The following is a 22,420-nucleotide window of genomic DNA, read 5'->3' on the forward strand; positions in this document are numbered from 1 at the left end:
GCCCTAGAACAGGTCCTTGTGCGGCACGTCGGTGACCAGGCCGCCGTCCATGACGAATTCGCTGCCGGTGGCATACGACGACTCGTCGCTGGCCAGGAACAGGATGAACGTCGACACCTCCCGGGACTCGGCCGGGCGGCCCAGCGGGATGGTCACCATGTCCTCGGGCAGGTGCTTGGTCATCGGGGTGCGGATGAACCCGGGGTGCACGGAGTTGACGCGGATGTTGTGCTTCGCCAGCTCCAACGCCGCGGACTTGGCCAGGCCGCGCACCGCCCACTTGGAGGCGACGTAGGGGTGCACCATCGGCGCGCCGCGCAGACCCTCGATGGACGACACGTTGATGATCGAGCCGCCCCCGGCGGCGATCATCGGCTCGACGGCCACCCGCATGCCCAGGAACGTCCCCGTCAGGTTGACGTCAATCACCTTCTGCCACTTGGCCAGATCGAAGCTCTTCAGTGGGCCGAGCGCGACGGTCCCGGCGTTGTTGACCAACACGTTGAGCTTGCCGAATTCGCCGATGGCGGTCTGCACGGCGGCGTCCCACTGGTCGGGCTGGGTGACGTCGAGGTGCACGTAGCGCACCGCGTCACCGATCTCGGCAGCCACCGCTTTGCCCTCGTCGTCGAGGATGTCGCCGATCACCACCTTGGCGCCTTCGGCCGCCAGCAGCCGCGCGTGCTCGGCGCCCATCCCGCGCGCACCGCCACTGATGAGCGCAACTTTGCCGTCTACTCGACCCACCTGGGTCTCCTTTCGATTTAAGTGGTCACCAAAGTGCTTGGTGCGTAAAGGCCTTTTCCGGTGACCAGCGGCAGATCGAGCGTGGTCCGGATGCCCGGCGGCGCCGCGATCACCGCCGGGATGGCGTTGACGACGCGACCCGCGGCGCCCGCGATCGCGGCGTGGTTGTGGTCGCCCTTGCGGCTGCTGGGAATGATGTCGACGGCATAGGAGGGCTCGCCCGTGATCTCGACGCGGTAGGAGCCGTCGCCCGCGGCGGGCTGGGGCAGGTCGGGGCGCAGGTCGGGCCGCAGCCGGGTGACGTGCTCGATGACGATGGCGGGGCGGCCCTTGACCATGCCGCGGATCTCGAACTGCAGCACGGCCACGGTCCCCTTGGCGACGTGGCCGATCGCGATGTCGAAGTCCTCGGGTGCGGGCTCGCGCTGGTAGGACTCGGTGATCTCGTCGACCTCGATGCCCAGGCCGGCCGCCAGCTGACGGATGGCGGTGCCCCAGGCGATGCTGAGGATGCCGGGCTGCAGCAGCATCGGGACCTCGTCCATGGGCTTGGCGAATCCCATGTAGTCCATGACCTCGGTCCCGTTGTAGGACGCATAGTCGTGAATCTCCATGCAGCGCACCTGCTCGATGCGCTGGCACGTCCCGGCGAGCGCGAACGGGATCAGGTCGTTGGCGAACCCGGGGTCGACGCCGCTGATGAAGATGCTCGAATTACCTTGTTTGGCAGCCTCTTCCACGCGGGCGATGTACTTGTCGGGCATCACGCCCCACGGGAACTGCAGCAGACCCGGCGAGGACCCGACGACGTTGATGCCGGCGGCCAGGATGCGCATGACGTCGGCCATCGCCTCGGGCAGCCGGGTGTCGCCCATCGCGCAGTAGACGACGCACTCGGGCTTGGCGGCGATGATGGCGTCCAGGTCGTCGACGGCCGCGACCCCGGTGACCACGGGGCCGTCCAGCCCGACGCCACACAGCTCCCCCGCGTCCCTACCCACCTTCTCCGGGGTGGAGACGCACACCCCGGTCAGTTCGAACGCCGGATTGGTGATCAGTTCGGCCAGGGCCAGGCCACCGACGTTTCCGGTACCGACGTGCGCGACGCGGATCGCCATGACAGTCTCCGTCCGTTGAGCGCTCAAAACGTTTCTAGACACTAGTCCATTAATTTGGGCGCGCATACCGGCGGACCGCTCGCGACCCGCGGGGGCACAATCAACCGTTGATGACAGCACGCGAAGACATCCGGTTCCCGTCCGGTGACGACCTGATCAGCGCCTGGCTCTACCGGCCGGCCGGCGACGGGCCCGCGCCGCTGCTGGTGATGGCGCACGGCCTGGGCGCGGTGCGGACCATGCGCCTGGACGCCTACGCCGAACGCTTCAGCGCGGCCGGCTATGCCTGCCTGGTGTTCGACTACCGCAATTTCGGCGACAGCGCCGGGTTGCCCCGTCAGGTCCTCGACGTCGGCATGCAGCTCGCCGACTGGGCCGCGGCCGTCGACCACGCCCGCACCCTCCCGGCGATCGACCCCGACCGAATCGCGTTGTGGGGCACCTCCTTTGGTGGCGGCCACGTGATCGCCACGGCCGCGCGGCTGCCGGGCATCGCCGCGGCCGTCGCCCAGTGCCCCTTCACCGACGGCCTCGCGTCGGCGCGCACCATCACCAACCCGTCGATCACCGCGCGCATCACCGCGCGGGCGGTGCGCGACGTGCTCGCGAGCAAGCGCGGCAGGCCGCCGGTGATGGTCGCAACGGCGGGTCCGCCCGGCGAGGTCGCGTTGATGAACACGCCCGACGCGTATGCGGGCTATCTGCGGCTGGTGCCCGACGGCGTTGACCTACGCAACGAGGTCGCCGCGCGAATCGCGTTGCAGGTCTTCACCTATCGCCCGGGACGCCTGACGCCGAAGATCTCCTGCCCGATCCTGTTCTGCGTGTGCGAGGCCGACTCGGTGGCTCCGGCGGCGGCGACGCTGCGCCACGCGGCCAAGGCGCCCCGCGGCGAGGTCAAGCTGTATCCCGAGGGCCATTTCGCGATCTACGTCGACGACGCGTTCGAGCGGGTGGTCGCCGATCAGCTCGCGTTCCTCGACACGCACCTCACCGGTGCGCGCCCCTAGGGTCCGAGCGGCGACGTCGTGCGGATCGCCTCGTCACGGATCAGCCCGCGCAGCAGCGCGGTGCTGAACTCGGCCGCGATCTCCTTGGCGGAGCGGCGTCCGCTGGGCCGCAGCCAGCGATAGCTGCCCAGCGTCATCCCGATGTAGCCGAGCGCCAGCACGTGCGAGTCGCACTGGTAGAACTCGCCGCTGGCGATCCCGCGGTCGATCAGGCCGTGCACGTGGTGGTAGACCTGCGCTTCCTTCTCGCGGACCTCGGCGACCTGTTCGCTGGTGAACCACTCGGTGATGTAGGGCTGTTCCTGGAAGTACACCGCCGCCCGCTCGGGATCGCTGGCGATGCCGGTGAGCAACCGCACGGTGTACTGGTAGAGCGCCTCACGCGCCGTCCAGGACGGGTCGTCGTGCACGGCGGCCAGCGTGCCCTCGGCGGCCTGCCGGTAGATGTCGAACAGGATCAGCGACTTGCTGGCGTAATAGTGATAGACGGTCGCCTTGTTCAGGCCGATCACGTCAGCCACATCGTCCATCCGGGTGCCGTGGTAACCGCGCGCGGCGAACAGTTTGGTGGCGACGGCGAGCAGCTCTTCGCGCCGCGTTTGCCCATTGGGTGTGATGCTGTCGGTGGGCATCTGTTCTCACTATCGTCGGTACGGGCAGGCCAGGCCCGGTTCGGCCAAGAATAACTATCAATCAACTGGTTGGACAGTTTAAGCAACAACGCCGGGTGTCACGTCGACGGGCATGCGACTAGACTCCTGAACGAACGAGATTCGAGAGGTGGGACCGATGGATCCGAGCCCGGATTACGACGGAAGCGACGAGATCGAGTTCTTCATGCGGTACCTCACCTGGGGTTTGCGCGGCGTCACGGACGGCAACGGATACCCGCCGCCGGCCTACCCACCCGTCTAAGCGCCACGAGCAGACACAAAAGCACCTAGAACATCGGCGTGTCGGGGACTTTTGCGTCTGCTCGGCGGAAAGCCTTCGGCGGAAGTCCTACAGCGCCTTGAGTTCCTCGGCGACCTCGGTCACCGACTTCTTCGCATCCCCGAACAGCATGCTGGTGCCCTCGCCGTAGAACAGCGGGTTGTCGATGCCGGCGAACCCGGAGTTCATCGACCGCTTCAGCACGATCACCGACTTGGCCTTGTCGACGTTGAGGATCGGCATGCCGTAGATCGGGCTGGACGCGTCGTTGCGCGCCGCCGGGTTGGTGACGTCGTTGGCGCCGATGACGATCGCGACGTCGGTGCGCGCGAACTCGTCGTTGATGTCGTCCATGTCCTTCATCGCGTCGTAGTCGACCTCGGCCTCGGCCAGCAACACGTTCATGTGCCCGGGCATTCGGCCGGCCACCGGGTGGATGGCGTACTTGACCTCCACGCCCTTGTCTTCCAGCAGGGCCGCCATGTCCTTCACCGCGTGCTGCGCCTGCGCCACGGCCAGGCCGTAGCCCGGCACCACGATCACCTGGTTGGCGTAGGCCATCTGGATCGCGGCGTCCGCGGCCGAGGTGGCCTTGACCGTCTTGTCTCCCCCGCCGTCGCCGCTGGGGGCCACCCCGCCGCCGCCGAAGCCGCCGGCGACGATCGCGGGGATCGAGCGGTTCATGGCCTTGGCCATCAGGTTGGTCAGGATCGAGCCGGACGCGCCGACGATCATGCCCGCGACGATCATCGCGGTGTTGTTCAGCGCCAGACCGGCGGCCGCGGCCGACAGCCCGGTCATCGCGTTGAGCAGCGAAATGACCACCGGCATGTCGGCGCCGCCGATGGGCAGCACCACCATCAGGCCCAGCACACCGGCCGCGGCGAGCAGCCCGATCATCCACCACAGTGACGCACCACCGGTGCCGGGATGGGCGTGCAGCCCGATGACCACCGCAGCGGCCACCGCCGCGGCGAGCAACAGCAGGTTGACGGGTTGCTGGGCCCTGCCGAAGCCGATCGGCGAGCCCGAGATGATCTCCTGCAGCTTGCCGAACGCGATGATCGATCCCCAGAACGAGATCGAGCCGATGACGGCGGCGAACAACGACGCCACCACGATGTGCACGGTCGGTGACTCACCGTGCTGGAAGGCCGAAAACCCGCTGGTCTCAATGAATTCCGACAGCGCGATCAGCGCGACCGTGCCACCGCCGACACCGTTGAAGAACGCCACCAGTTGCGGCATCGCCGTCATCTTGGTGTAGCGCGCCGGCGGGACACCGAGCACCACACCCACCACCAGGCCGGCGATGATCAGCACCCATTGGTCGGTGTGGCGGATCTTGATCAGGGTCGCCGCCACCGCGAGCGCCATACCCACCGCGGCGATCAGGTTGCCCCGCACCGCTGTCTTGGGCCCGGTCAGGCCCATCAGGCCGTAGATGAAGAGGGCGAACGAAATGATGTACAGGCCGATGACCAAGTAGTTCATTTGGCGGCCGGCTCCTCACTCGCGGCGGGCACCGGTTTCTTCTTGCCCTTGAACATGCCCAGCATCCGGTCGGTGACGATGAACCCGCCGATGACGTTCAGGGTGCCGAACACGACGGCGACGAACAGGATGATCTGCACCGCCAGCGAGGGGTGCTCGACCGAGCCGAACACCACCAGCGCGCCCAGCACCACGATGCCGTGGATGGCGTTGGTGCCCGACATCAGCGGTGTGTGCAGCGTGTTGGGCACCTTGGAGATGACCGCGAACCCGACGAACCCGGACAGCACCAGGATCGCCACGTTGGCCAACAGTTCGTCGTACATCTAGGAATCCTTCTGTCCTTGGTCGCGGGTCACGCACGACCCCGCGATGACCTCGTCGTCGAAGTCCGGCGCCAGCTTGCCGTCGGTGAGCAGCAGGTCGAGCAGCGCGGTGATGTTCTTGCTGTAGAGCTCGGAGGCGTGCTCGGGCATCGTCGCCGGCAGGTTCAGCGGCGAGGCGATGGTGACGTCGTGCTTGACGACGGTCTTGCCGGGTTCGGTGAGCTCGCAGTTGCCGCCGGTCTCACCGGCCAGGTCCACCACCACACTGCCGGGCTTCATCGCCTCCACGGCCGCGGCGGTCACCAGGCGCGGCGCCGGCCGACCGGGGACCAGCGCCGTGGTGATCACGACGTCGAAGCCGCTGATGGCCTTCTCCAGCGCCTGTTGCTGCTGCGCGCGCTCCTCGTCGGTCAGCTCGCGGGCGTATCCGCCCTCGCCGGCCGCGTCGATACCGATGTCGAGCCATTGCGCGCCCACCGAGCGTACCTGGTCGGCGACTTCGGGGCGCACGTCGTAGCCGGTGGTGCGCGCGCCGAGGCGCTTGGCCGTCGCCAGCGCCTGCAGCCCGGCCACCCCGACCCCGAGCACCAGCACCGTCGCCGGCTTCACCGTTCCGGCCGCCGTCGTCAGCATCGGGAAGAATCGGGTCGCCTCGGAGGCCGCCAGCAGCACGGCCTTGTAGCCGGCCACGTTGCCCTGCGACGACAACGCGTCCATTGCCTGCGCCCGCGAGATCCGCGGGATGGCCTCCAGCGCGAACGCCTGCACGCCCGCCTGTTTCAAAGCGCCGATCGAGTTCTCGGCGTTGCGCGGCGCGAGGAAACCGATCAGGGTCTGCCCGCTGCGCAGCTTGCCGACCTCGTCGGCGGTGGGCGGCGCGACCTTGACCACGACATCGGCGGCCCACGCGTCCCCGATGGTGGCGCCGGCCTGCGTGTAGAGCTGGTCGGGAAGCAGCGCCCGTTCGCCCGCGCCGGACTCGACCACGACCGCCACGCCGCTGCCCACCAGCGACGCGACCGCCTTCGGCACCAGCGCGACCCGCCGCTCGTCGGCCCCGGACTCGGAGACCACTCCTACCTTGACCGCGTTGGTCTGCGCATCTGTCATGGCGCGTACATCTACTTTCCGTACTCTTACGTACTGTCCGTGCCGATGGGCGTGGCGCCGGCTCGGCCGCGCGCTTCGCTACCTTAACCAGCTTTCGCCACGGATGGGTGATCGGCTCTGGGCCACCCGGGGCCGGATACCCCGCCCGCGGGCGATCGACTCCCGGTCATGGTTCGCCGCTCCACGGCGATGCAGTAGCGGCCACACCGTTGTGACGTCACAAGGGGTCGTTGTCGCGTCCCGCCTACCAGAGCGGGATGTCGCGGCCGTGTTCGGACGACGGGCGAGGCCCGAAGAAACGTCGCTGCGATGCGTCGATCGGCACGTCGTTGATGCTGGCTTCGCGGCGGGCCATCAGCCCGGACTCGGTGAACTCCCACAGCTCGTTGCCGTAGCTGCGGTACCACTGGCCCGATGCGTCGTGGCACTCGTACTGGAACCGCACCGCGATGCGGTTGTCGTGGAAGTCCCAAAGAACCTTGCGCAGCGCGTAATCGAGTTCGCGCTGCCACTTGCGGGTCAAAAACGCCACGATCTCGTCGCGGCCCACGACGTGTTCCCCGCGGTTTCGCCACTGCGAGTCGACCGTGTACGCCAGGCTGACGCGGTGCGGGTCGCGGGTGTTCCACGCATCCTCGGCTGCCTGCACCTTCTGGATCGCGGTCTCCCGCGTGAACGGCGGGAGCGGGGGCCGGGATTCGCTCACCCCCTCATCCTGCGCGAGTAGCCACAGAATCGCACTAATCCGCACTGCAGCATGCGATTTTGCGTCTGCTCGCGCCGTCCGATACCGCGTGACCTATCGTGACGGGCATGGACTTCGCGATGTCGGCCAAGGCCAGCGACTACCACAAGCGGCTGACCGATTTCATGACCGAGCATGTGTTCCCGGCCGAGGCCGACTACGACAAGTTCCGCCACGAAGCAGGCCCGCGCGACCACACGGTTCCGCCCGTCGTCGAGGAACTGAAGATCAAGGCCAAGCAGCAGGGTCTGTGGAACCTGTTCCTGCCGGCCGAATCCGGCCTGACCAATCTCGAATACGCGCCGCTGGCCGAGATCAGCGGCTGGAGCCTGGAGATCGCGCCCGAGGCGCTCAACTGCGCGGCGCCCGACACCGGCAACATGGAGACGCTGCACCTGTTCGCCACCGAGGAACAGCGCAAGCAGTGGCTGGAGCCGTTGCTGGCCGGTGAGATCCGCAGCGCCTTCTCCATGACGGAGCCGGCCGTCGCCAGCAGCGACGCCCGCAACATCGAGACCTTGATCGTGCGCGACGGCGCCGACTACGTGATCAACGGGCGCAAGTGGTGGACGTCGGGTGCGGCCGACCCGCGCTGCAAGATCCTCATCGTGATGGGCCGCACCAACCCCGACGCGGCCAGCCACCAGCAGCAGTCGATGGTGCTGGTGCCCATGGACACGCCGGGCGTGACGGTGGTGCGCTCCACCCCGGTGTTCGGCTGGCAGGACCAGCACGGCCACTGCGAGATCATTTACGACAACGTGCGCGTGCCGGCCACCAACCTGCTCGGCGAAGAGGGCGGCGGCTTCGCGATCGCCCAGGCCCGGCTCGGACCGGGCCGCATCCATCACTGCATGCGCGCCCTCGGCGGCGCCGAGCGCGCCCTGGCGCTGATGTCCGACCGGGCCCAAACGCGGGTGGCGTTCGGCCGCCCGCTAGCCGAGCAGGGCGTGGTACGGGAGTCAATCGCCAAGTCCCGCAACGAAATAGACCAGGCACGGCTGCTGTGCGAGAAGGCGGCGTGGACCATCGACCAGCACGGCAACAAGGCCGCGCATCTGCTGGTCTCCCAGATCAAGGCGGTGGCCCCGCAGGTGGCCTGCGACGTCATCGACCGCGCCATCCAGGTGCACGGTGCCGCCGGTGTCAGCGACGACACGGTGCTGGCCCGCCTGTACGGCTGGCACCGCGCCATGCGGATCTTCGACGGCCCCGACGAGGTGCACATGCGAACCATCGCGCGCGCCGAACTCGGCCGGGAAAAGTCGGCCCTCGCCGCGGCGGTCACGGCGCATGACTGAGGCCTTGCGAGAACTGTCGGGCGCGTGGAACTTTCGTGACGTCGCAGAAGGTACCGCGGTGCTCAAACCCGGGCGGCTGTTCCGCTCCGGTGAACTGAGCGGGCTCGACGACGACGGCCGCGCGACGCTGAGCCGGCTGGGCATCACCGATGTCGCCGATCTGCGGGCGTCCCGCGAGGTCGCCCGGCGCGGCCCCGGGCTGGTTCCCGACGGCGTCGAGGTGCACCTGCTGCCCTTCCCCGATCTCGGCGACCAGGACGCCGGGACCGACGACGCCGCGCCGCACGAACACGCGTTCCAGCGGCTGCTCACCGGCGAGGGAGTCGAGGAGCAGTCGGGCCAATCCGTCGATGAGGCCGCCACCCGCTACATGATCGACGAATACCGGCAATTCCCCACGCGTAACGGGGCGCAGCAGGCGGTGCACCGCGTCATTTCGCTGCTGGCCACCGGGCATTCGGTGTTGACGCACTGCTTCGCCGGCAAGGACCGCACCGGCTTCGTGGTGGCGACGGTGCTCGAAGCGATCGGCATCGACCGCGACACCATCTTGGCCGATTTCCTGCGCAGCAACGACGCGGCACCCGCCCTGCGGGCGCAGATTTCGGCGATGATCGCGCAGCGCCAGGACTCCGAGCTGACGCCGGAGGTGGTGACCTGGACCGAGGCGCGGCTCTCCGACGGCGTGCTCGGGGTCCGGGAGGTCTACCTGGCCGCCGCGCGCCAGACCATCGACGAGGAATTCGGGTCGCTGGACGCCTATTTGCGCGCCGCGAGTGTCAGCGAGTCAGACGTGGAGCGCCTGCGCGAAGCGCTGCTCGCCTGACCCGCCGAGCACCCGGCAACGGCGGGCTCAGCCCAGCTTGAAGGTGGCCTGCTGGGCCGCGGACAGGTCGGTGATCTGGCCCCACTTGGCGGCGATGTCCTCGACCGACGGCACGCTGTCGAAGGTGATGCCGTCGTTCTGGAACAGCGCGGTGCGCTGCACCTTGCCGCCGCCGACGATGAACACCGAGTCGGTGTCGGTCAGCTCCTCGGTCATCAGGTAGGCCACCACCGGGGCGACGTACTCCGGGGTGATCTTCTCGAAGACCTCCGGCGGCAGGATGTCCTGCGTCATCCGGGTGGCGGCGATCGGCGCGACCGCGTTGGTCTTGATGTTGTACTTGGCGCCCTCCTGGGCCAGCGTGTTGATCAGGCCGACCAGGCCGAGCTTGGCGGCGCCGTAGTTGGCCTGCCCGAAGTTGCCGAACAGACCGCTGGTGGAGGTGGCGACGACGACGCGGCCGAAGCTCTGCTCACGGAAGTGCGGCCACGCGGCGCGGATGATGTTGTACCCGCCGTAGAGGTGCACCTTGAGCACGGCGTCCCAGTTCTCGAAGGACATCTTGTGGAACGTGCCGTCGCGCAGAATGCCCGCGTTGCTGACCACGCCGTCGACCTTGCCGAATTCGTCGAGCGCGGTTTTGACCATGTTCTCGGCGCCCTCGGGTTCGGCGACGCTGTCGTAGTTGGCGACCGCCCGGCCACCGGCGTCCTTGATCTGCTTGACCACCTCGTCGGCCATGTTGTGGCCGGCGCCGGTGCCGTCGCGGGCGCCACCGAGGTCGTTGACCACGACGCTGGCGCCCTCCTTGGCGAGGGTCAGGGCGTACTCGCGGCCCAGTCCCCCACCGGCTCCGGTGACGATGACGACGCGATCCTGCACTCCGGGCATAAGGTTCCTCTCTGCGTGGAAAACTCTGTCTGGCAAATGGTTCGGCGAAGCCGGGTCAGAACATCCGGCGGGCCATCTTGAAGGCCCGCTCGGTGTATGGAGGGTAGATGAAGCTCGACAGGTCGGGGCGGGTGGGCTTGGTCAGGACCGCCTTGCGGTGGCTGAACTCGTCGAAGCCCCACTTGCCGTGGTAGGCGCCCATGCCCGACGCGCCGACGCCGCCGAAGGGCAGCTTGGCCGTCGACACCTGGAAGGCGACGTGGTTGACCAGCATGCCCCCGGCCGGCACCTCCTTGATCACCCGCTCGCGGGTCTCGCGCCGCTTGGTGAACAGGTAGGCCGACAGCGGCTTGGGTCGTGAGTTCACGAAACGTATTGCCTCGTCCAGGTTTTGGACCGTGATCACCGGCAGGACCGGACCGAAGATCTCGTTCCGCATCAGCGGGCCGTCCGGGTCGGGGTCCAGAACCACCGCGGGCTGGATGCGCAGCTTCGAGGCGTCGCAGGCGCCGCCGACGGTGACCGTGCCGTCGGATCCGGAAAGGTAGCCGCTGATTCGGTCGAACTGCCGCTGGTTGACCACCCGCATGCCGTCCGGCTTGTCGGAGGTGAACTTCGTGATGGCGGCACCGATCTTGTTGACCAGGTCGTCGCGGATCGTGGCGTCGGCCAACACGTAATCCGGTGCGACGCAAGTCTGTCCGGCGTTGAGCAGTTTCATCCAGGCGATCCGCTTGGCGGCCACGTCCACGTCGGCGTCCGCCGCGACGATCACCGGGCTCTTGCCGCCGAGCTCGAGGGTGCAGGGGGTCAGGTGCGGCGCCGCACCCTCGTAGACCTTGCGGCCGATCTCGGTGCCGCCGGTGAACATCACCCGGTCCAGGCCCTGGGCGATGAGCTCCTGGCTCGTCGCGCCGTCGCCCTCGATCACGGCGATGGCGTCGTTGTCGAGGTACTTCGGGACGAGTTCGGCCATCACTCGCGAGGACGCGGCCGCGATTTCCGACGGCTTGAGGATCACGGTGTTGCCGGCGGCGATCGCCCCGACGGCCGGGCCGAGCGTGAGGTAGAAGGGGTAGTTCCAGGCGCCGATGATCAGCACGGTGCCATAGGGCTCGTATTCCACCCAGCCGCGGCCGGGCAGCTGCGGCAGCTCCAGCAGTTGGTACTTGCGCCGCGTCCACTTGCGCACCCGCTTGGCCGCGTACTTGGCCTCACCGGCGGTGGTGGCGATGTCGGCGATGTAGGCCTCGAACGGGCTGCGGTCCAGGTCTTCGGCGAGCGCGGCGGCCAGCGCGGCCTCGTTCTCCTCCATCAGCTTCACGAGTTGCAGCAACTGCCGCTTACGCCATTCGACGTCGCGGGTGCGCCCGGTGGCGAAGGTCTGGCGAAGCCGCGCGACCGTCGCGGCGATGTCGCCCGAAGCGGCGCCGTTCGTGGAGTCCTTGGAGAGCGATGTCTGCGATGCAACCGATTCGGTGGTCATCATTGTCCTTCCCGAGCAGAGTCCCGCCGCGAGGCGGCCGCTCATCGGCGATAACCGCGATACTAACCATCCGGTTGGGAGAGCAGTAGAAAGGCTCTGGCGCGCGGGGTTACTTGACGCAGGGGACGCTCGAGGCCGTCATCTGGCTGAGGTCGGTCGGCGCCGGGGCGCGGTCGCCGCTGCCGGTGGCGGCGACGGCCATCACCTGCCCGGACGCCGATGCAGCACCGGCCGCGCCGGGGCGGGTGAGGTAGTCCGCCGCGGGAAATCCCGTTCCCACCGTCAGCCGGACGGTTCCGGAGGCCACCGAGGGATCCGCGGTCGCCGGCACGTGCAGCTGCTCGGCCAGGACCCGCGCGCCCGCATCGGCCCCGGGGCCGTATTCGATCGCGCTGTCGTCGGCCGGGGCGGCGGCGGTCGTGGCGCTGCCCCGAGTGAAGCCCCGTCCGGCGAAGGCCTCCTCGAGAGCGGCCGCGAGTCCGTCGCGTGCACTGGCGTTGACGACGTCGAGAACGACGGGGTCGGCCAGCGCGGGTGGCGGCTGGGCGTCCGGCGACGCGGCGTCGAGCGCGGCCGGCGCGTCCGACATGAAGCGCTCGTTGACGATGCGCCGGATGGCCGGAAGGTCGACGAGGTTGATGTCGGAGCCGTTCGGGTCCGTGCCGAAGCCGGAGATCGGCAGGGTGTAGAGCGACAGCGGCCGCCCGGTCAGCCGCGAGGCCCGCGACGCGAACTGCACGAGGTCGAGCCCGGCGTCGACGGCGACGTTGTCCCGGGCGACCTGAAGCATTTTGCGCAGCCCGCTCACGCTGGACAGTGCGCCGCCGCTGCGGGCCGCCTCGACCAACGACACCAGGAACGCCTGCTGGCGTCGGGTCCGGTCGAAATCGGTGAACGAGCCGTCGTTTTCGTCCCGCCGCTGCCGCACGAAGGCCATCGCGTCGGCCGCGTCGATGCGCTGCACCCCCTGGTGGAAGTCCGCACCCGAATAGCTGTCACGCGTATCGCCGTTGAGGCACACCGTGATTGGCTCGACCGCCTTGGCGATCTGGTAGAAGGCGCCGAGCGTGACCTCGACGAAGTGGTCGATCGAGATACCCAGAAAGTCGCTGACGGCGCCGATTTCGGCTTTGCGGCCGGCCTCGCGGGCGGTCTGCTCGCGGGCCGCCAGATCGGTCGACCCCGCGCCGCCCGAGTTCCCGGCGGCCTGCGCGTTCAGCGATTGCTGATAGGCCAGCCCGTAGGCCTGCTTGATCTTGCCGGTGCAGACCGAGCCCGGGCAGCCCGGCAGCTCGGCGTAGTCGTCGCGGGGAATAGACACCGCGGTGACGGGACCGTCGCGGTCCGAAATGTGCACGACGATAAGGACATTGGCGTTGTAGCCGCCCGAGGTTTCGTCGCCGGCGTGCAGCGCGTCGTAAATCTCGGCCGGCAGCGGCCGGCCGTTCTGGTCCAGCCGGCTGTCAAGGCCCATCAACAGGATGTTCTGGTTGTCGCCGAGCGAGGCCGCCCCGTTCGGCAGCGCGTGGGAGATGATGATCCGGCCCAGGGCGGTGTGGTAGCCCGTCCAGCCGATGCCGGTGATGGCCATGACGAAGGCCGAAGCGATGCCGGCGACGAGCCGGCCCTTCAACAGCACCCAGCGGTGTGATCGCTCAGCCGCGCCGCCGCCCATAATGAGTCATCATTGTCCCCGATGACCTGGCGAAATCCCGGTAACCGCGGCCGCGAGCCGACGGTGGGCGGGGCGGGTCGTTACAGGCGCTCGCCGATCACGAAGTCGGAGAAGGCGTCCCGGTCGTCGTCCAGCTCTGAACTCCGGACGCCGCGGTTCAGGCGGTACATCTCGTCGATCGAGTTCTGCGCGGTGGCGCGCCAGCCGTGGTCGTTGAGCCAGTCGGCGAGGTTCGCGCGGTGCTCGTCGCGGTACATCAGCTCGCCGACGTCGACGGTCTCCTCCAAGCCGAGCTCGTCGGCCACCTTCTTGAACCGTTCGCGCATCTGCTGGCGCCGCTCCTCGGCGTGCATCGGTGCGGTTTCGGCGGAGACCCGGCTGCCCGCCGGACTCAACTCGCCGATCTGCGTGAACAACTTGTCCTGCGCCTCGGCGGGCAGGTACATCAGCAGGCCCTCGGCCAGCCAGGCGGTCGGACGCGCGGGGTCGAAGCCCGCGGCGCGCAGCGCGGCCGGCCAGTCTTCGCGCAGGTCGACCGCCACCTCGCGGCGGTCGGCGGACGGCGTGGCGCCGGCTTCGGCCAGCGTGGTGGTTTTGTAGTCCAGCACCTGGGGCTGGTCGATCTCGTACACCGTGGTGCCGGCCGGCCAGTCGAGGCGGTACGCCCGCGAATCCAGCCCCGACGCGAGGATCACCACCTGCCGGATTCCGGTGGCGACGGCGTCGGCGAAGTACTCGTCGAAGAAGTGGGTCCGCACCGCCTGGTAGCCGCGCATGTGCTGGATCCGGGCGGCGGATTCCTCATCGATGGCTTCGATCTTGGCCACCACCTCGGGGTCGAGCATGGCTTCCCACAGGACCTCGGCGCCGGCGTTGTTCACGAGCAGGCGGGCGTAGGGGTCGCGGATCAGCGCGTCGGGCTGCTCGGTCTCGATGGCGCGGGCGGCAGCCACCATGACGGCGGTGGTGCCGACGCTGCTCTTGATGTCCCAGGTGTCGTCGTGGGTGCGCAGCGAGCTCATGCATTAACTCCTTGGGTGTCGAGAGGCTGAAAGTCAGGCGGTGGTCCCGCCGAGGCGCGCCCGCAGCAACTCGCTGCGCACCGCCTCGTCGGAAAGGTCCTCGGGGACGGCACGGCCGAGCCGGGCCATCTCGTCGCGGTTGTTCACGGTCTGCACGTGCCAGCCGTGGTCGGTCAGCCACGCGGCGGCGTCCGAGCGGTCCGGCTCGTGGTAGGTCAGCGCCTGGACGTTGACGTCCAGGCCGAGCCGCTCGCGCATCCGCAACCAGCGCTGCGAGTTGCTCCGCGAGTTCATGCCGAACACCTCGATCGCGACCTGGCTGCCGGGCGCGCTGAGCGCCGTGAACATCTCGAACAGCCGGTCCTGGGCGTCGCTGGGCAGGTACGGCAGCAGCCCTTCGGCCAGCCAGGCGGTCGGTTGCGTGCGGTCGAAGCCGGCCGCGGTCAGGGCCGCGGGCCAATCCTCGCGCAGGTCCACCGCGACGGGATGGCGGATCGCGGTGGGCACGGCGCCGTGCTGCTGCAGGATGCCGGCTTTGTACTCCAGCACCTTGGGCTGGTCGATCTCGTAGACCGTGGTGCCGGTGGGCCAGTCCAGCCGGTAGGCCCGCGAATCCAGACCGGCGGCCAGGATCACCGCCTGCCGGATTCCGGAACGTACCGCGCCGTCGAAGTACTCGTCGAAGAAGTGGGTGCGCACGGCCTGGTAGTCGATCCCGGTGCGATGCGCGCGGCGCCCGTGCTGGTCGTCGTCGAGCCAGGACAGCTCGGGGTCGGCCAGCCGCGCCCACGCCGGGCCTGCCGACGACACCAGCAGGCGGGCGAACTCGTCACGAATCAGGGGCTCGGCGCCGGCGGTCTCGGCCGCGCGCGAGGCGGCGACGCCCAGCGCGGTCGCGCCGACGAGTTCGGTGATGGACCAGCTGTCGCCGGCAGACCGCACGGACGGCGGCATCGAGGCATCCAGGTCAGTCATATCCCGACCATGGTACCGGGATAAGTTAGTTAGCCTATACGCTTTGTGCGCAACTTCACTCGCGTGGCCGCAACGCACCTTCCAGTAACTGGCGCAGCACCCCGGTGAGGGCCATTATGGCCTCCGGACTCTGGATGTAGCCCGCGTACAGGCCCACCCCACAGACGAGCACGAGCTGCGCCTCGACCAATGCCGACGCATCGAAGTCGCTGACGATTTCGCCCCGCTCCATCGCCTCGTTGACCACGCGCACCAGGAATTCCCGGGCAATCCGCACGGAATCGTTTTCGGTTCCGGCCAAATCCGGATGGCGCTGCGATTCCAGTACGCCGCTGATTAAAAAAGCGGATCCGGCCGGGTTCTCGGCATTAGCTCTTGTCGCTTCGTAGATGAACGCCGTCAACTGCGCCGCCAGCGTGGACTCTTGCTCGGCTTGTTTGATACCGGCCCCGATGACGGATTTGTTCGTCTCGTTAAGTACTTCGCGATACAACGCGCGCTTGCTCGAAAAGTAATGGTTGATCGCCGGCCGGGTCAGGTCCGCGCGAGAAGCGATGGCCTGGAACGTCGCTCCGTCGTAGCCGCGTTCGCTGAACACCAAACGAGCAGCTTGGATGATTCGTTGCCGGGTCTCGTCCGCCTTCGCTGCAGGCGGACGGCCCGGCCTGCGATTCCCCCGAGGAAGCATTGCTAGAGTGTGCCACCGCCACGGTGAGGCATTAGCGCATTTGGCGGAATACTGCCAAATTTTCCAGCTTGATAGTCCTCGAGCGCCTCGATCAATTCCGCGCGAGTGTTCATCACGAAAGGGCCGTAGTGGAATACCGGCTCGCGAATGGGTCGCCCACCCAGAAGCAGCACATCAATGGCCGTCGCGCCACCCGAATCCCGCACCCGCTGCGCGCCGACCGTGATCCGGTCGCCGGGCCCCAGGACGGCCAACTGACCCTGGTGGATCGGGTGGGCGACCGGGCCGACGTACCCGCTGCCCGACAGCACGTACACGAGTGCGTTGAAGTCCCGCCGCCACGGAATGTTGAGCCGCGCGCCGTTCTCGACGGTCGCGTGCGCGAGCGTGACCGGCGTGTGCGTGACGCCGGGCCCCCGGTGGCCGTCGATCTCGCCCGCGATGATGCGGATCAGGGCCCCACCGTCGTCGGACGCCAGCAACGCGGCGTCACCACCCTCGATGGCCTGGTACCGCGGCGGGGCGAACTTGTCCTTCTTCGGCAGGTTCACCCAGAGCTGGACGCCGTGGAAGAGGCCGCCGCTGTCGACGAGTTCGGCCGGCGGCGTCTCGATGTGCAGGATGCCCGAACCCGCGGTCATCCACTGCGTCGCTCCATCGGCGATCAGGCCGCCGCCCCCGTGGGAGTCCTGGTGAGCGAATTTCCCGTCGAGCATGTAGGTGACGGTTTCGAAGCCGCGGTGTGGATGCCAGTCGGTGCCGCGGGGTTCGCCGGGCTGGTAGTCGACCTCACCCATCTGGTCCATGTGCACGAACGGATCCAGGGCCGCGCTGCTCACCCCGGCGAAAGCCCGGACGACGGGAAAGCCTTCGCCCTCGTACCCACGCGGGCCGGTGGTGATCGACCGCACCGGCCGCTCGGTGTCGGCGGGCCCGGGGCCGTGGACTCGCGGCAACGTCAGCGTGTTGGCCGTAACTGCAGGCATCTGACCTCCTCGTAAAGCGAACTACCCGATATAACCGGACTAGAGTCCACTTATTCCGGGGGGTCGGTGTCACGAGGTGCGGCAAGACGCCATCGCCCCGGCAGCCGTTTGCCGGGGCGATCGCGCGGAGTGTGCGAACGGCGGTGTCAGGATTTGCTGCGCGCGCTCTTGGCGGCAGATTTTTCGGTGCTCTTGCCCGCGTGGGCCAGCTGGCCGCCGGCGCTTTCAAGGTGCGCCCGGACGAACCATTGGAACTTCTCCAGCTGACCCGCCTGGCCGATCAACAGGTCCTGGGTGACCTGGTCGAGTTCGTCTGTCTCGTCGATGTATTGGCGGATGTCTTCGACGACCCCGTTGTAGACGAGGTCCAGCGCGGCCAAGTGGGCCTGGACGGTGTCGCGGCCGACCGAATAGTCGTCCCACGAGCGGTCCTTGATGATGGCACCAGGCGTGCCCTGCGGCGAAGAGCCCAGAGCGGCAATGCGTTCGGCGACATCGTCGGCGAAGCTGCGCACCGCATCCACCTGCGGGTCGATCATCTCGTGCACACCGATGAAGTTCGGGCCAACGACGTTCCAGTGAATGTGCTTGAGCGTCAGGTGAAGATCGTTGTAGGTGCTCAGTTGCTTTTGCAGCAGTTCGGTGAGGCGCGCCGCCTGCTTGTCGGTCAATCCCGGAATCGTGAACTGAGTCATCGCGTGTTTCCTTGTTTCCTTTCGTGGGGTTCCCACACAGTTACTTGCCCTGTTGGGTACCCGATGGCCGGTGCGAAAAACCGGCGGATCACAGTGAGTGGATTTGCTGCACCGGCAGGCGCGGCCCGCGGCGCGGTTCGTACGCCAATCCGCTGGCTTCGAGCAGCCGGACCACCCGCTGGCGGTGCGGCCGCATCGGCTCCAGCAGTTCGAGCATCCCCGCGTCGTCGGTGGGCTCTCCCCGCAACGTCCAGCCGATCATCTTCGGGATGTGGTAGTCGCCCACCGATACGGCGTCGGCGTCGCCGAAGGCCCGCTGCGCCGTCTCGGCGGCCGTCCACACGCCCACGCCCGGCAAGGACATCAACGCCTCGCGCGCCTGCGCCGCCGGCCGTGACGTCAACCGTTCCAGCGAGGCGGCGCGCTGGGCGCAGGTCACCACCGCTTGCGCCCGCCTCGGGTCGACGTTGGCCCGATGAAACTCCCACGACGGGATGGTTCGCCACTCCTGCGCCGACGGCAGCACCCGCATCCCCTCCGGGGCCGGTCCCGGCGCGGGCCTCCCGTACTTGGTCACCAGCACACGCCAGGAGCGAAACGCGTCGGCGCCGGGCACCCGCTGCTCGATGATCGCCGGGATCAGCGCCTCCAGCACCAGCCCGGTGCGGCCCAGCCGCAGGTGCGGCACCCGCTGGTGCGCGGCGGCGACCGTCGGGTGCCGCGGCACGAAGTCCGAGGCGTCGTCCTCGAGACCCAGCAGGGCGGGCAGCATTTCGACGAACTCCTGCGCGCCGCCCCCCCACGCCACACACTGCGCGGCGTCGGGGGCCGCGCGCGTGATTCTCGCCGTGACCGGGCCGGTGGGCAGCAGGCTGGTCCGCCAGATCGAACCGTCGCCGGGCGTCCGGAAGCAGGGATCCGCTGGACCACGGCGAAGCGGCGACAACGTGTGCCCGAAGCTGGCGGCCCCCGGGAACACGACCGTGCGCGTGCTCTTCACCTGATGACTCTCCGACTGCTCGATTGACCCTGAACTCCGTCCCCAGTCAATATTGCGGTGTGATGACGCCGTTCGATGACCCGCAGGGCGAACTGGCCTGGATGTTTTTGCAGAGCACCAGCGACGGCGGCGATCTGGACGAGGGCTTCGCGCTGCTGCGCGACGACTTCACCTACTGGACGCTGTTCACGCGTACCGCCTGCGACAAGGACACCTTCCGGCGCGCGATCGAGCGGCGCAAACAAGACCTCGAACTGGACATCGACTTGGTGCGCTGCGTAAACGAGGGAGAGACGGTGGTGGTGGAGGCGCACGCCACCGGCACGACGTCCGACGGCGTGGCCTATGACAGCCCGTTCGTGTGCATCTTCGACACGCGCGACGGCCTGATCGTCTCGATGCGCCTCTACAGCGATACCCGGGCGGCGGCGTCCGCGCTTCCCGGATGGGTCCCCTACTGAGGCGAGACGCTGATGTCGGCCTTGTCGGGGTAGAACGCGACGTGCCCGGCGATCGCGGCGACCGCCGGATACGGCTGCTCGTAGGTCCAGATCACGTCGTCGACGGTGTCACCGGATGAGGTCGTCACGCTGTAGTAGGTGGCGTCGCCCTTGAACGGGCAGTAGGTGCTGGTGTCGGTGCGGGTGAGCCGATCCTGTAGCACGTCGGCGATCGGAATGTATTGCACCGCAGGGATTGTGGCTTCGCGCAGTTCCAGCGCGTCGGTGGTGTCGGCGACCAACTCGCCGTTGACGCGGACCTGCACCCGGCCGTTCGTGGGCTCGATGGTGATGGGGTGCCCGGCGTTTGGCTCCAGGACTTGGCGGTGGGCCATGATCAATACCTCCTACAGACGCCTATTGAGGTTGCAACACCCCGCCGTCGTCAACCCTTCCCGTCCGGCGGGCCGAATGCGTACCGGTGGTACTGAGACATGTTCGCCGCGGCGGGGATCGCGGACATAACTCTGCCCAGGACCCGGGATGAGCGTGGCAACTGCGCGAAGGTGAACGACTCGAACCATCGCTCCCAGGCCAGCAACCGCACCCCCGGTACGGCTTCGACGATGTCGTCGGGTCCGTTGATCGCCCACTGCAGGGTCGACCCCGACCCTCGCACCACGGTGTTGAGCCATTGCGACTTGATCCCGAGCCAATTGAACACGTCGAACTGCAGTTCACCCGAACCGAACCGGTCGACGACTCGGCGCAGCAGCGCGGTGCCGTCCTGCTCGGTCAGGTACATGGTCAGCCCCTCCCCGATCATCAACGCAGGACGGTCGGCGGGGATTTCGCTCAGCCATGCCGGGTCGGTGACCGAGGCGGCAATGACACGATAGCGATCGCGGCTCGGGTAAAGCTGGGTGCGCAGCGCTGCGACCTCGGGGTAGTCGACGTCGTACCACTGGACGTCCGGGCCCGGCTGCACGCGGAAAAACCGGCTGTCCAGTCCGCAGCCCACGTGCAGCACGACCGAGCGTGGGTGCGCTGCAAGGAATTTGCGCGTCCACTCATCAAAGTGCGCCGAGCGGGTAGTGACCGACGGCGCCCGCCGGGCGGTGATGGTCGTTTTCTTCCAGTCGTAATCGATGCGGTCGACGATTTCCTTCGCGTACCGATCGCCCAGGATCGGTTTTTCGAAGTCGGCATCCAGCGCCTTCGCGTAGAAGGTCGCCAGCATGGTCTGGGGCGCCCCGGTGAGATCGACGGACACTCGTGCGGTATTCACACCGCCCGAGGCTAGTCCCACAGCAAGTGCCGCGCAGCGTCCTGAACAACGGCCGGCGTGGTGTTCAGCCGGGAGTCGTGCTCCTACCCTTGGCATTTCGCATCTCCGCCCAGAAGCGCGCCGCCTCGCGGATGGATTCCTCGACGGGGCGTGGCTGCCAACCCAATTCGCGGACGGCCTTGCTGTGGTCGACCGGCGCCTCGGCACGCATCATGCGCACCGACGCGAGGCTGAGCTCGGCGTCCTTGCCGGTGAGCCGGGCTCGCAGACTGCCCAGCGCGCCGAGGGCGTACAGCACCGGAACGGAGATGGAACGTCGCGGTGCCGGCACGCCAGCCTCGTCGGCCGCGATCCGCACGACGTCGGTCAGCGCGATCATCCGCTCTGAGATCAGGTACCGCTCGCCGATGCGCCCGCGCTCGGCCGCCAAGACCATGGCCCGGGCGGCGTCGGTGACGCCGACGACTTCCAACTCGATGCCGTCCATCGTGAAGGGCAGCTTGCCGAAGACGGCGCCGGCGATGAACGCGCCGTGCGGGGTGCCGCCCCAGTCGCCGCTGCCGTAGGTCGTCGACACGCACATCGCCACCGCGGGCAGCCCCGCCTCGGCCACGTAGCGCATCACCAGATCCTCGGCCTGGACCCGGGATTGGACGTAGTCCGACAGCCCGCGGGCGGCCACGATGTCGTCCTCGGTCGCCACGTGCCCGCGCCGCCGGCCGACGGTCGCGTACGTGCTCGTGAAGACGAACCTGCGCAGGTCGGGTTGCGCGACGGCCACGTCGAGAACGTTGCGCAACCCTTCGACATTGGTGTGAAACAGCGGCGAGGTGTCGCGCAGCCAGGCGCGGGTGTCCACGACGCAGTAGTAGACGTCGTCGACGCCGTCCATGGCCGCCCGCAGCACGGCGGAGTCGAACACGTCGCCGTGGAAGCGCGTGAGCTCGAGGTCGTCGATGGCGCGGGTGTTGGCGCCTTCGCGCACCATGGCCCGCACCTGATAGCCGTCGGCGACCAGCTGACGGGTCACATGCGAACCCAGAAATCCGTTGGCACCGATCACGAGCTTGGGCTTCGTGGTCATTGAGCCGCCCCTCCGTACTGCTCCATGAAACGCGCGGCGTCCTCGTCGAGGGTGCCGAGCTCCTGGGCCTTGCGGCACCACTTCATCGTGGCCTGCACGAAGCGCAGCGGGTTGTAGATGTCCTCCTGCTGACGCCACAGGCCGTCGCCGGCGTAGGTGATGATCGAGATGTTGGTGGCACCGATGACGGTGCCATCGCCGGGATCGCGCATCGGATTGTCGAGTTCCATGATGATCCGCCCCGTGGGTTCGTCGATCACCGACCACAGCGACGGGAACGCGACCATGTGGCTGCCGGGAAAACTGCCCATCGTCCTGCTGATCCACTCGCGGACCTCGTCGCGGCCGTGCATGGTGCCCGCCGCGTGTTCGATGTACAAGACGTCCGGAGTGTAGTGCTGGACCCACGCGTCCCAGTCGTGCGACTGGGCGGCCGCATCGACGGTAGCTTCGAATTGCTCGAACGCGGCGGCCAGTTCGCTACGGGAGAACTTCGGCGTACTCATGATTTCGCGGCACCATTGCAGCTCATCGGCGGAGTGTAGCCTGGGCGTCACTGTGGCGGTTAGGAGGACGAGCG

Annotated in this window: 25 protein-coding genes; 5 read left to right on the top strand and 20 right to left on the bottom strand. The window is 68.0% G+C overall.

The window, feature by feature from the left end:
- Positions 1-3 precede the first annotated feature (3 nt).
- Both G6N26_RS16815 and G6N26_RS16820 read right to left on the bottom strand, forming a co-directional pair.
- Complete coding sequence (locus tag G6N26_RS16815; protein ID WP_067171839.1) at positions 4-747, bottom strand: glucose 1-dehydrogenase; 744 nt, start codon at positions 745-747, stop codon at positions 4-6.
- 17 nt (positions 748-764) lie between these two features.
- Positions 765-1,865, bottom strand: coding sequence for an NAD(P)H-dependent amine dehydrogenase family protein (locus G6N26_RS16820; protein ID WP_067171837.1), 1,101 nt, complete (start codon positions 1,863-1,865; stop codon positions 765-767).
- A 110-nt stretch (positions 1,866-1,975) separates the two neighbouring features.
- On the opposite strand from G6N26_RS16820, the gene G6N26_RS16825 reads away from it, so the two are divergent.
- A complete protein-coding gene (locus tag G6N26_RS16825; RefSeq protein WP_083017834.1) occupies positions 1,976-2,875 on the top strand; it encodes an alpha/beta hydrolase in 900 nt (299 codons plus the stop codon).
- Here the strand turns inward: G6N26_RS16825 and G6N26_RS16830 are convergent.
- Complete coding sequence (locus G6N26_RS16830; RefSeq protein ID WP_014381479.1) at positions 2,872-3,507, bottom strand: TetR/AcrR family transcriptional regulator; 636 nt, start codon at positions 3,505-3,507, stop codon at positions 2,872-2,874. The two genes, G6N26_RS16825 and G6N26_RS16830, sit on opposite strands and share 4 nt — an antisense overlap.
- Positions 3,508-3,664: 157 nt before the next feature.
- Between G6N26_RS16830 and G6N26_RS16835 the strand changes: the two genes are divergently transcribed.
- Positions 3,665-3,790, top strand: a complete 126-nt coding sequence (locus G6N26_RS16835) for a hypothetical protein (RefSeq protein ID WP_003874194.1) — start codon at positions 3,665-3,667, stop codon at positions 3,788-3,790.
- A gap of 87 nt (positions 3,791-3,877) precedes the next feature.
- On the opposite strand, the gene G6N26_RS16840 is transcribed toward G6N26_RS16835, so the two are convergent.
- From G6N26_RS16840 to G6N26_RS16855, 4 genes are all read right to left on the bottom strand, one after another.
- The gene (locus G6N26_RS16840) at positions 3,878-5,302 is read right to left on the bottom strand and encodes an NAD(P)(+) transhydrogenase (Re/Si-specific) subunit beta (protein ID WP_067171834.1); all 1,425 of its coding nucleotides are present in this window, start codon (positions 5,300-5,302) and stop codon (positions 3,878-3,880) included.
- On the bottom strand, positions 5,299-5,628 hold the full coding sequence (locus G6N26_RS16845; RefSeq protein ID WP_008262035.1) for an NAD(P) transhydrogenase subunit alpha part 2: 330 nt from the start codon (positions 5,626-5,628) through the stop codon (positions 5,299-5,301). The genes G6N26_RS16840 and G6N26_RS16845 overlap by 4 nt, the downstream gene beginning before the upstream one ends.
- On the bottom strand, positions 5,629-6,738 hold the full coding sequence (locus G6N26_RS16850; protein ID WP_067171833.1) for a Re/Si-specific NAD(P)(+) transhydrogenase subunit alpha: 1,110 nt from the start codon (positions 6,736-6,738) through the stop codon (positions 5,629-5,631).
- A gap of 244 nt (positions 6,739-6,982) precedes the next feature.
- The gene (locus G6N26_RS16855; RefSeq protein WP_083017836.1) at positions 6,983-7,444 is read right to left on the bottom strand and encodes a nuclear transport factor 2 family protein; all 462 of its coding nucleotides are present in this window, start codon (positions 7,442-7,444) and stop codon (positions 6,983-6,985) included.
- Between the two features lie 119 nt (positions 7,445-7,563).
- On the opposite strand from G6N26_RS16855, the gene G6N26_RS16860 reads away from it, so the two are divergent.
- Both G6N26_RS16860 and G6N26_RS16865 read left to right on the top strand, forming a co-directional pair.
- Entirely contained in the window at positions 7,564-8,784 is a 1,221-nt protein-coding gene (locus tag G6N26_RS16860) for an acyl-CoA dehydrogenase family protein (RefSeq protein WP_067171849.1), read from the top strand.
- Complete coding sequence (locus G6N26_RS16865) at positions 8,777-9,610, top strand: tyrosine-protein phosphatase (protein WP_067171829.1); 834 nt, start codon at positions 8,777-8,779, stop codon at positions 9,608-9,610. The genes G6N26_RS16860 and G6N26_RS16865 overlap by 8 nt, the downstream gene beginning before the upstream one ends.
- A 27-nt stretch (positions 9,611-9,637) precedes the next feature.
- Here G6N26_RS16865 and G6N26_RS16870 read toward each other — a convergent pair whose 3' ends face one another.
- The 9 genes from G6N26_RS16870 to G6N26_RS16910 form a co-directional block, all read right to left on the bottom strand.
- Positions 9,638-10,501 (bottom strand): SDR family oxidoreductase, encoded by an 864-nt coding sequence (locus G6N26_RS16870; protein WP_067171827.1) that lies wholly within the window; start codon positions 10,499-10,501, stop codon positions 9,638-9,640.
- 55 nt (positions 10,502-10,556) lie between these two features.
- On the bottom strand, positions 10,557-11,990 hold the full coding sequence (locus tag G6N26_RS16875; RefSeq protein ID WP_067171825.1) for an aldehyde dehydrogenase family protein: 1,434 nt from the start codon (positions 11,988-11,990) through the stop codon (positions 10,557-10,559).
- A gap of 106 nt (positions 11,991-12,096) precedes the next feature.
- Complete coding sequence (locus G6N26_RS16880; RefSeq protein WP_067171823.1) at positions 12,097-13,662, bottom strand: LCP family protein; 1,566 nt, start codon at positions 13,660-13,662, stop codon at positions 12,097-12,099.
- A gap of 80 nt (positions 13,663-13,742) precedes the next feature.
- Complete coding sequence (locus G6N26_RS16885; RefSeq protein ID WP_067171820.1) at positions 13,743-14,684, bottom strand: class I SAM-dependent methyltransferase; 942 nt, start codon at positions 14,682-14,684, stop codon at positions 13,743-13,745.
- Positions 14,685-14,717: 33 nt separating this feature from the next.
- Entirely contained in the window at positions 14,718-15,659 is a 942-nt protein-coding gene (locus tag G6N26_RS16890; RefSeq protein ID WP_083017838.1) for a class I SAM-dependent methyltransferase, read from the bottom strand.
- A gap of 55 nt (positions 15,660-15,714) precedes the next feature.
- Entirely contained in the window at positions 15,715-16,347 is a 633-nt protein-coding gene (locus tag G6N26_RS16895) for a TetR/AcrR family transcriptional regulator (protein ID WP_083017840.1), read from the bottom strand.
- 2 nt (positions 16,348-16,349) lie between these two features.
- Entirely contained in the window at positions 16,350-17,333 is a 984-nt protein-coding gene (locus G6N26_RS16900; protein ID WP_083017842.1) for a pirin family protein, read from the bottom strand.
- Between the two features lie 146 nt (positions 17,334-17,479).
- Positions 17,480-18,028, bottom strand: a complete 549-nt coding sequence (locus G6N26_RS16905; RefSeq protein ID WP_067171810.1) for a Dps family protein — start codon at positions 18,026-18,028, stop codon at positions 17,480-17,482.
- An 88-nt stretch (positions 18,029-18,116) separates the two neighbouring features.
- The gene (locus G6N26_RS16910) at positions 18,117-19,028 is read right to left on the bottom strand and encodes a DNA-3-methyladenine glycosylase family protein (protein WP_083017843.1); all 912 of its coding nucleotides are present in this window, start codon (positions 19,026-19,028) and stop codon (positions 18,117-18,119) included.
- A 62-nt stretch (positions 19,029-19,090) separates the two neighbouring features.
- On the opposite strand from G6N26_RS16910, the gene G6N26_RS16915 reads away from it, so the two are divergent.
- A complete protein-coding gene (locus G6N26_RS16915) occupies positions 19,091-19,489 on the top strand; it encodes a nuclear transport factor 2 family protein (RefSeq protein ID WP_067171806.1) in 399 nt (132 codons plus the stop codon).
- Here the strand turns inward: G6N26_RS16915 and G6N26_RS16920 are convergent.
- From G6N26_RS16920 to G6N26_RS16935, 4 genes are all read right to left on the bottom strand, one after another.
- Entirely contained in the window at positions 19,483-19,863 is a 381-nt protein-coding gene (locus tag G6N26_RS16920) for a DUF427 domain-containing protein (RefSeq protein ID WP_067171804.1), read from the bottom strand. The genes G6N26_RS16915 and G6N26_RS16920 overlap by 7 nt on opposite strands.
- A 50-nt stretch (positions 19,864-19,913) precedes the next feature.
- Positions 19,914-20,741 (bottom strand): class I SAM-dependent methyltransferase, encoded by an 828-nt coding sequence (locus G6N26_RS16925; RefSeq protein ID WP_067171802.1) that lies wholly within the window; start codon positions 20,739-20,741, stop codon positions 19,914-19,916.
- Between the two features lie 79 nt (positions 20,742-20,820).
- Entirely contained in the window at positions 20,821-21,840 is a 1,020-nt protein-coding gene (locus G6N26_RS16930) for an NAD-dependent epimerase/dehydratase family protein (RefSeq protein WP_083017845.1), read from the bottom strand.
- On the bottom strand, positions 21,837-22,346 hold the full coding sequence (locus G6N26_RS16935) for a nuclear transport factor 2 family protein (RefSeq protein ID WP_067171847.1): 510 nt from the start codon (positions 22,344-22,346) through the stop codon (positions 21,837-21,839). Before G6N26_RS16935 ends, G6N26_RS16930 begins: the two co-directional genes overlap by 4 nt.
- Between the last annotated feature and the right edge of the window lie 74 nt (positions 22,347-22,420).

The sequence above is a fragment of the Mycobacterium marseillense genome (assembly GCF_010731675.1).
In the GTDB taxonomy this organism is placed as follows: Bacteria; Actinomycetota; Actinomycetes; order Mycobacteriales; family Mycobacteriaceae; genus Mycobacterium; species Mycobacterium marseillense.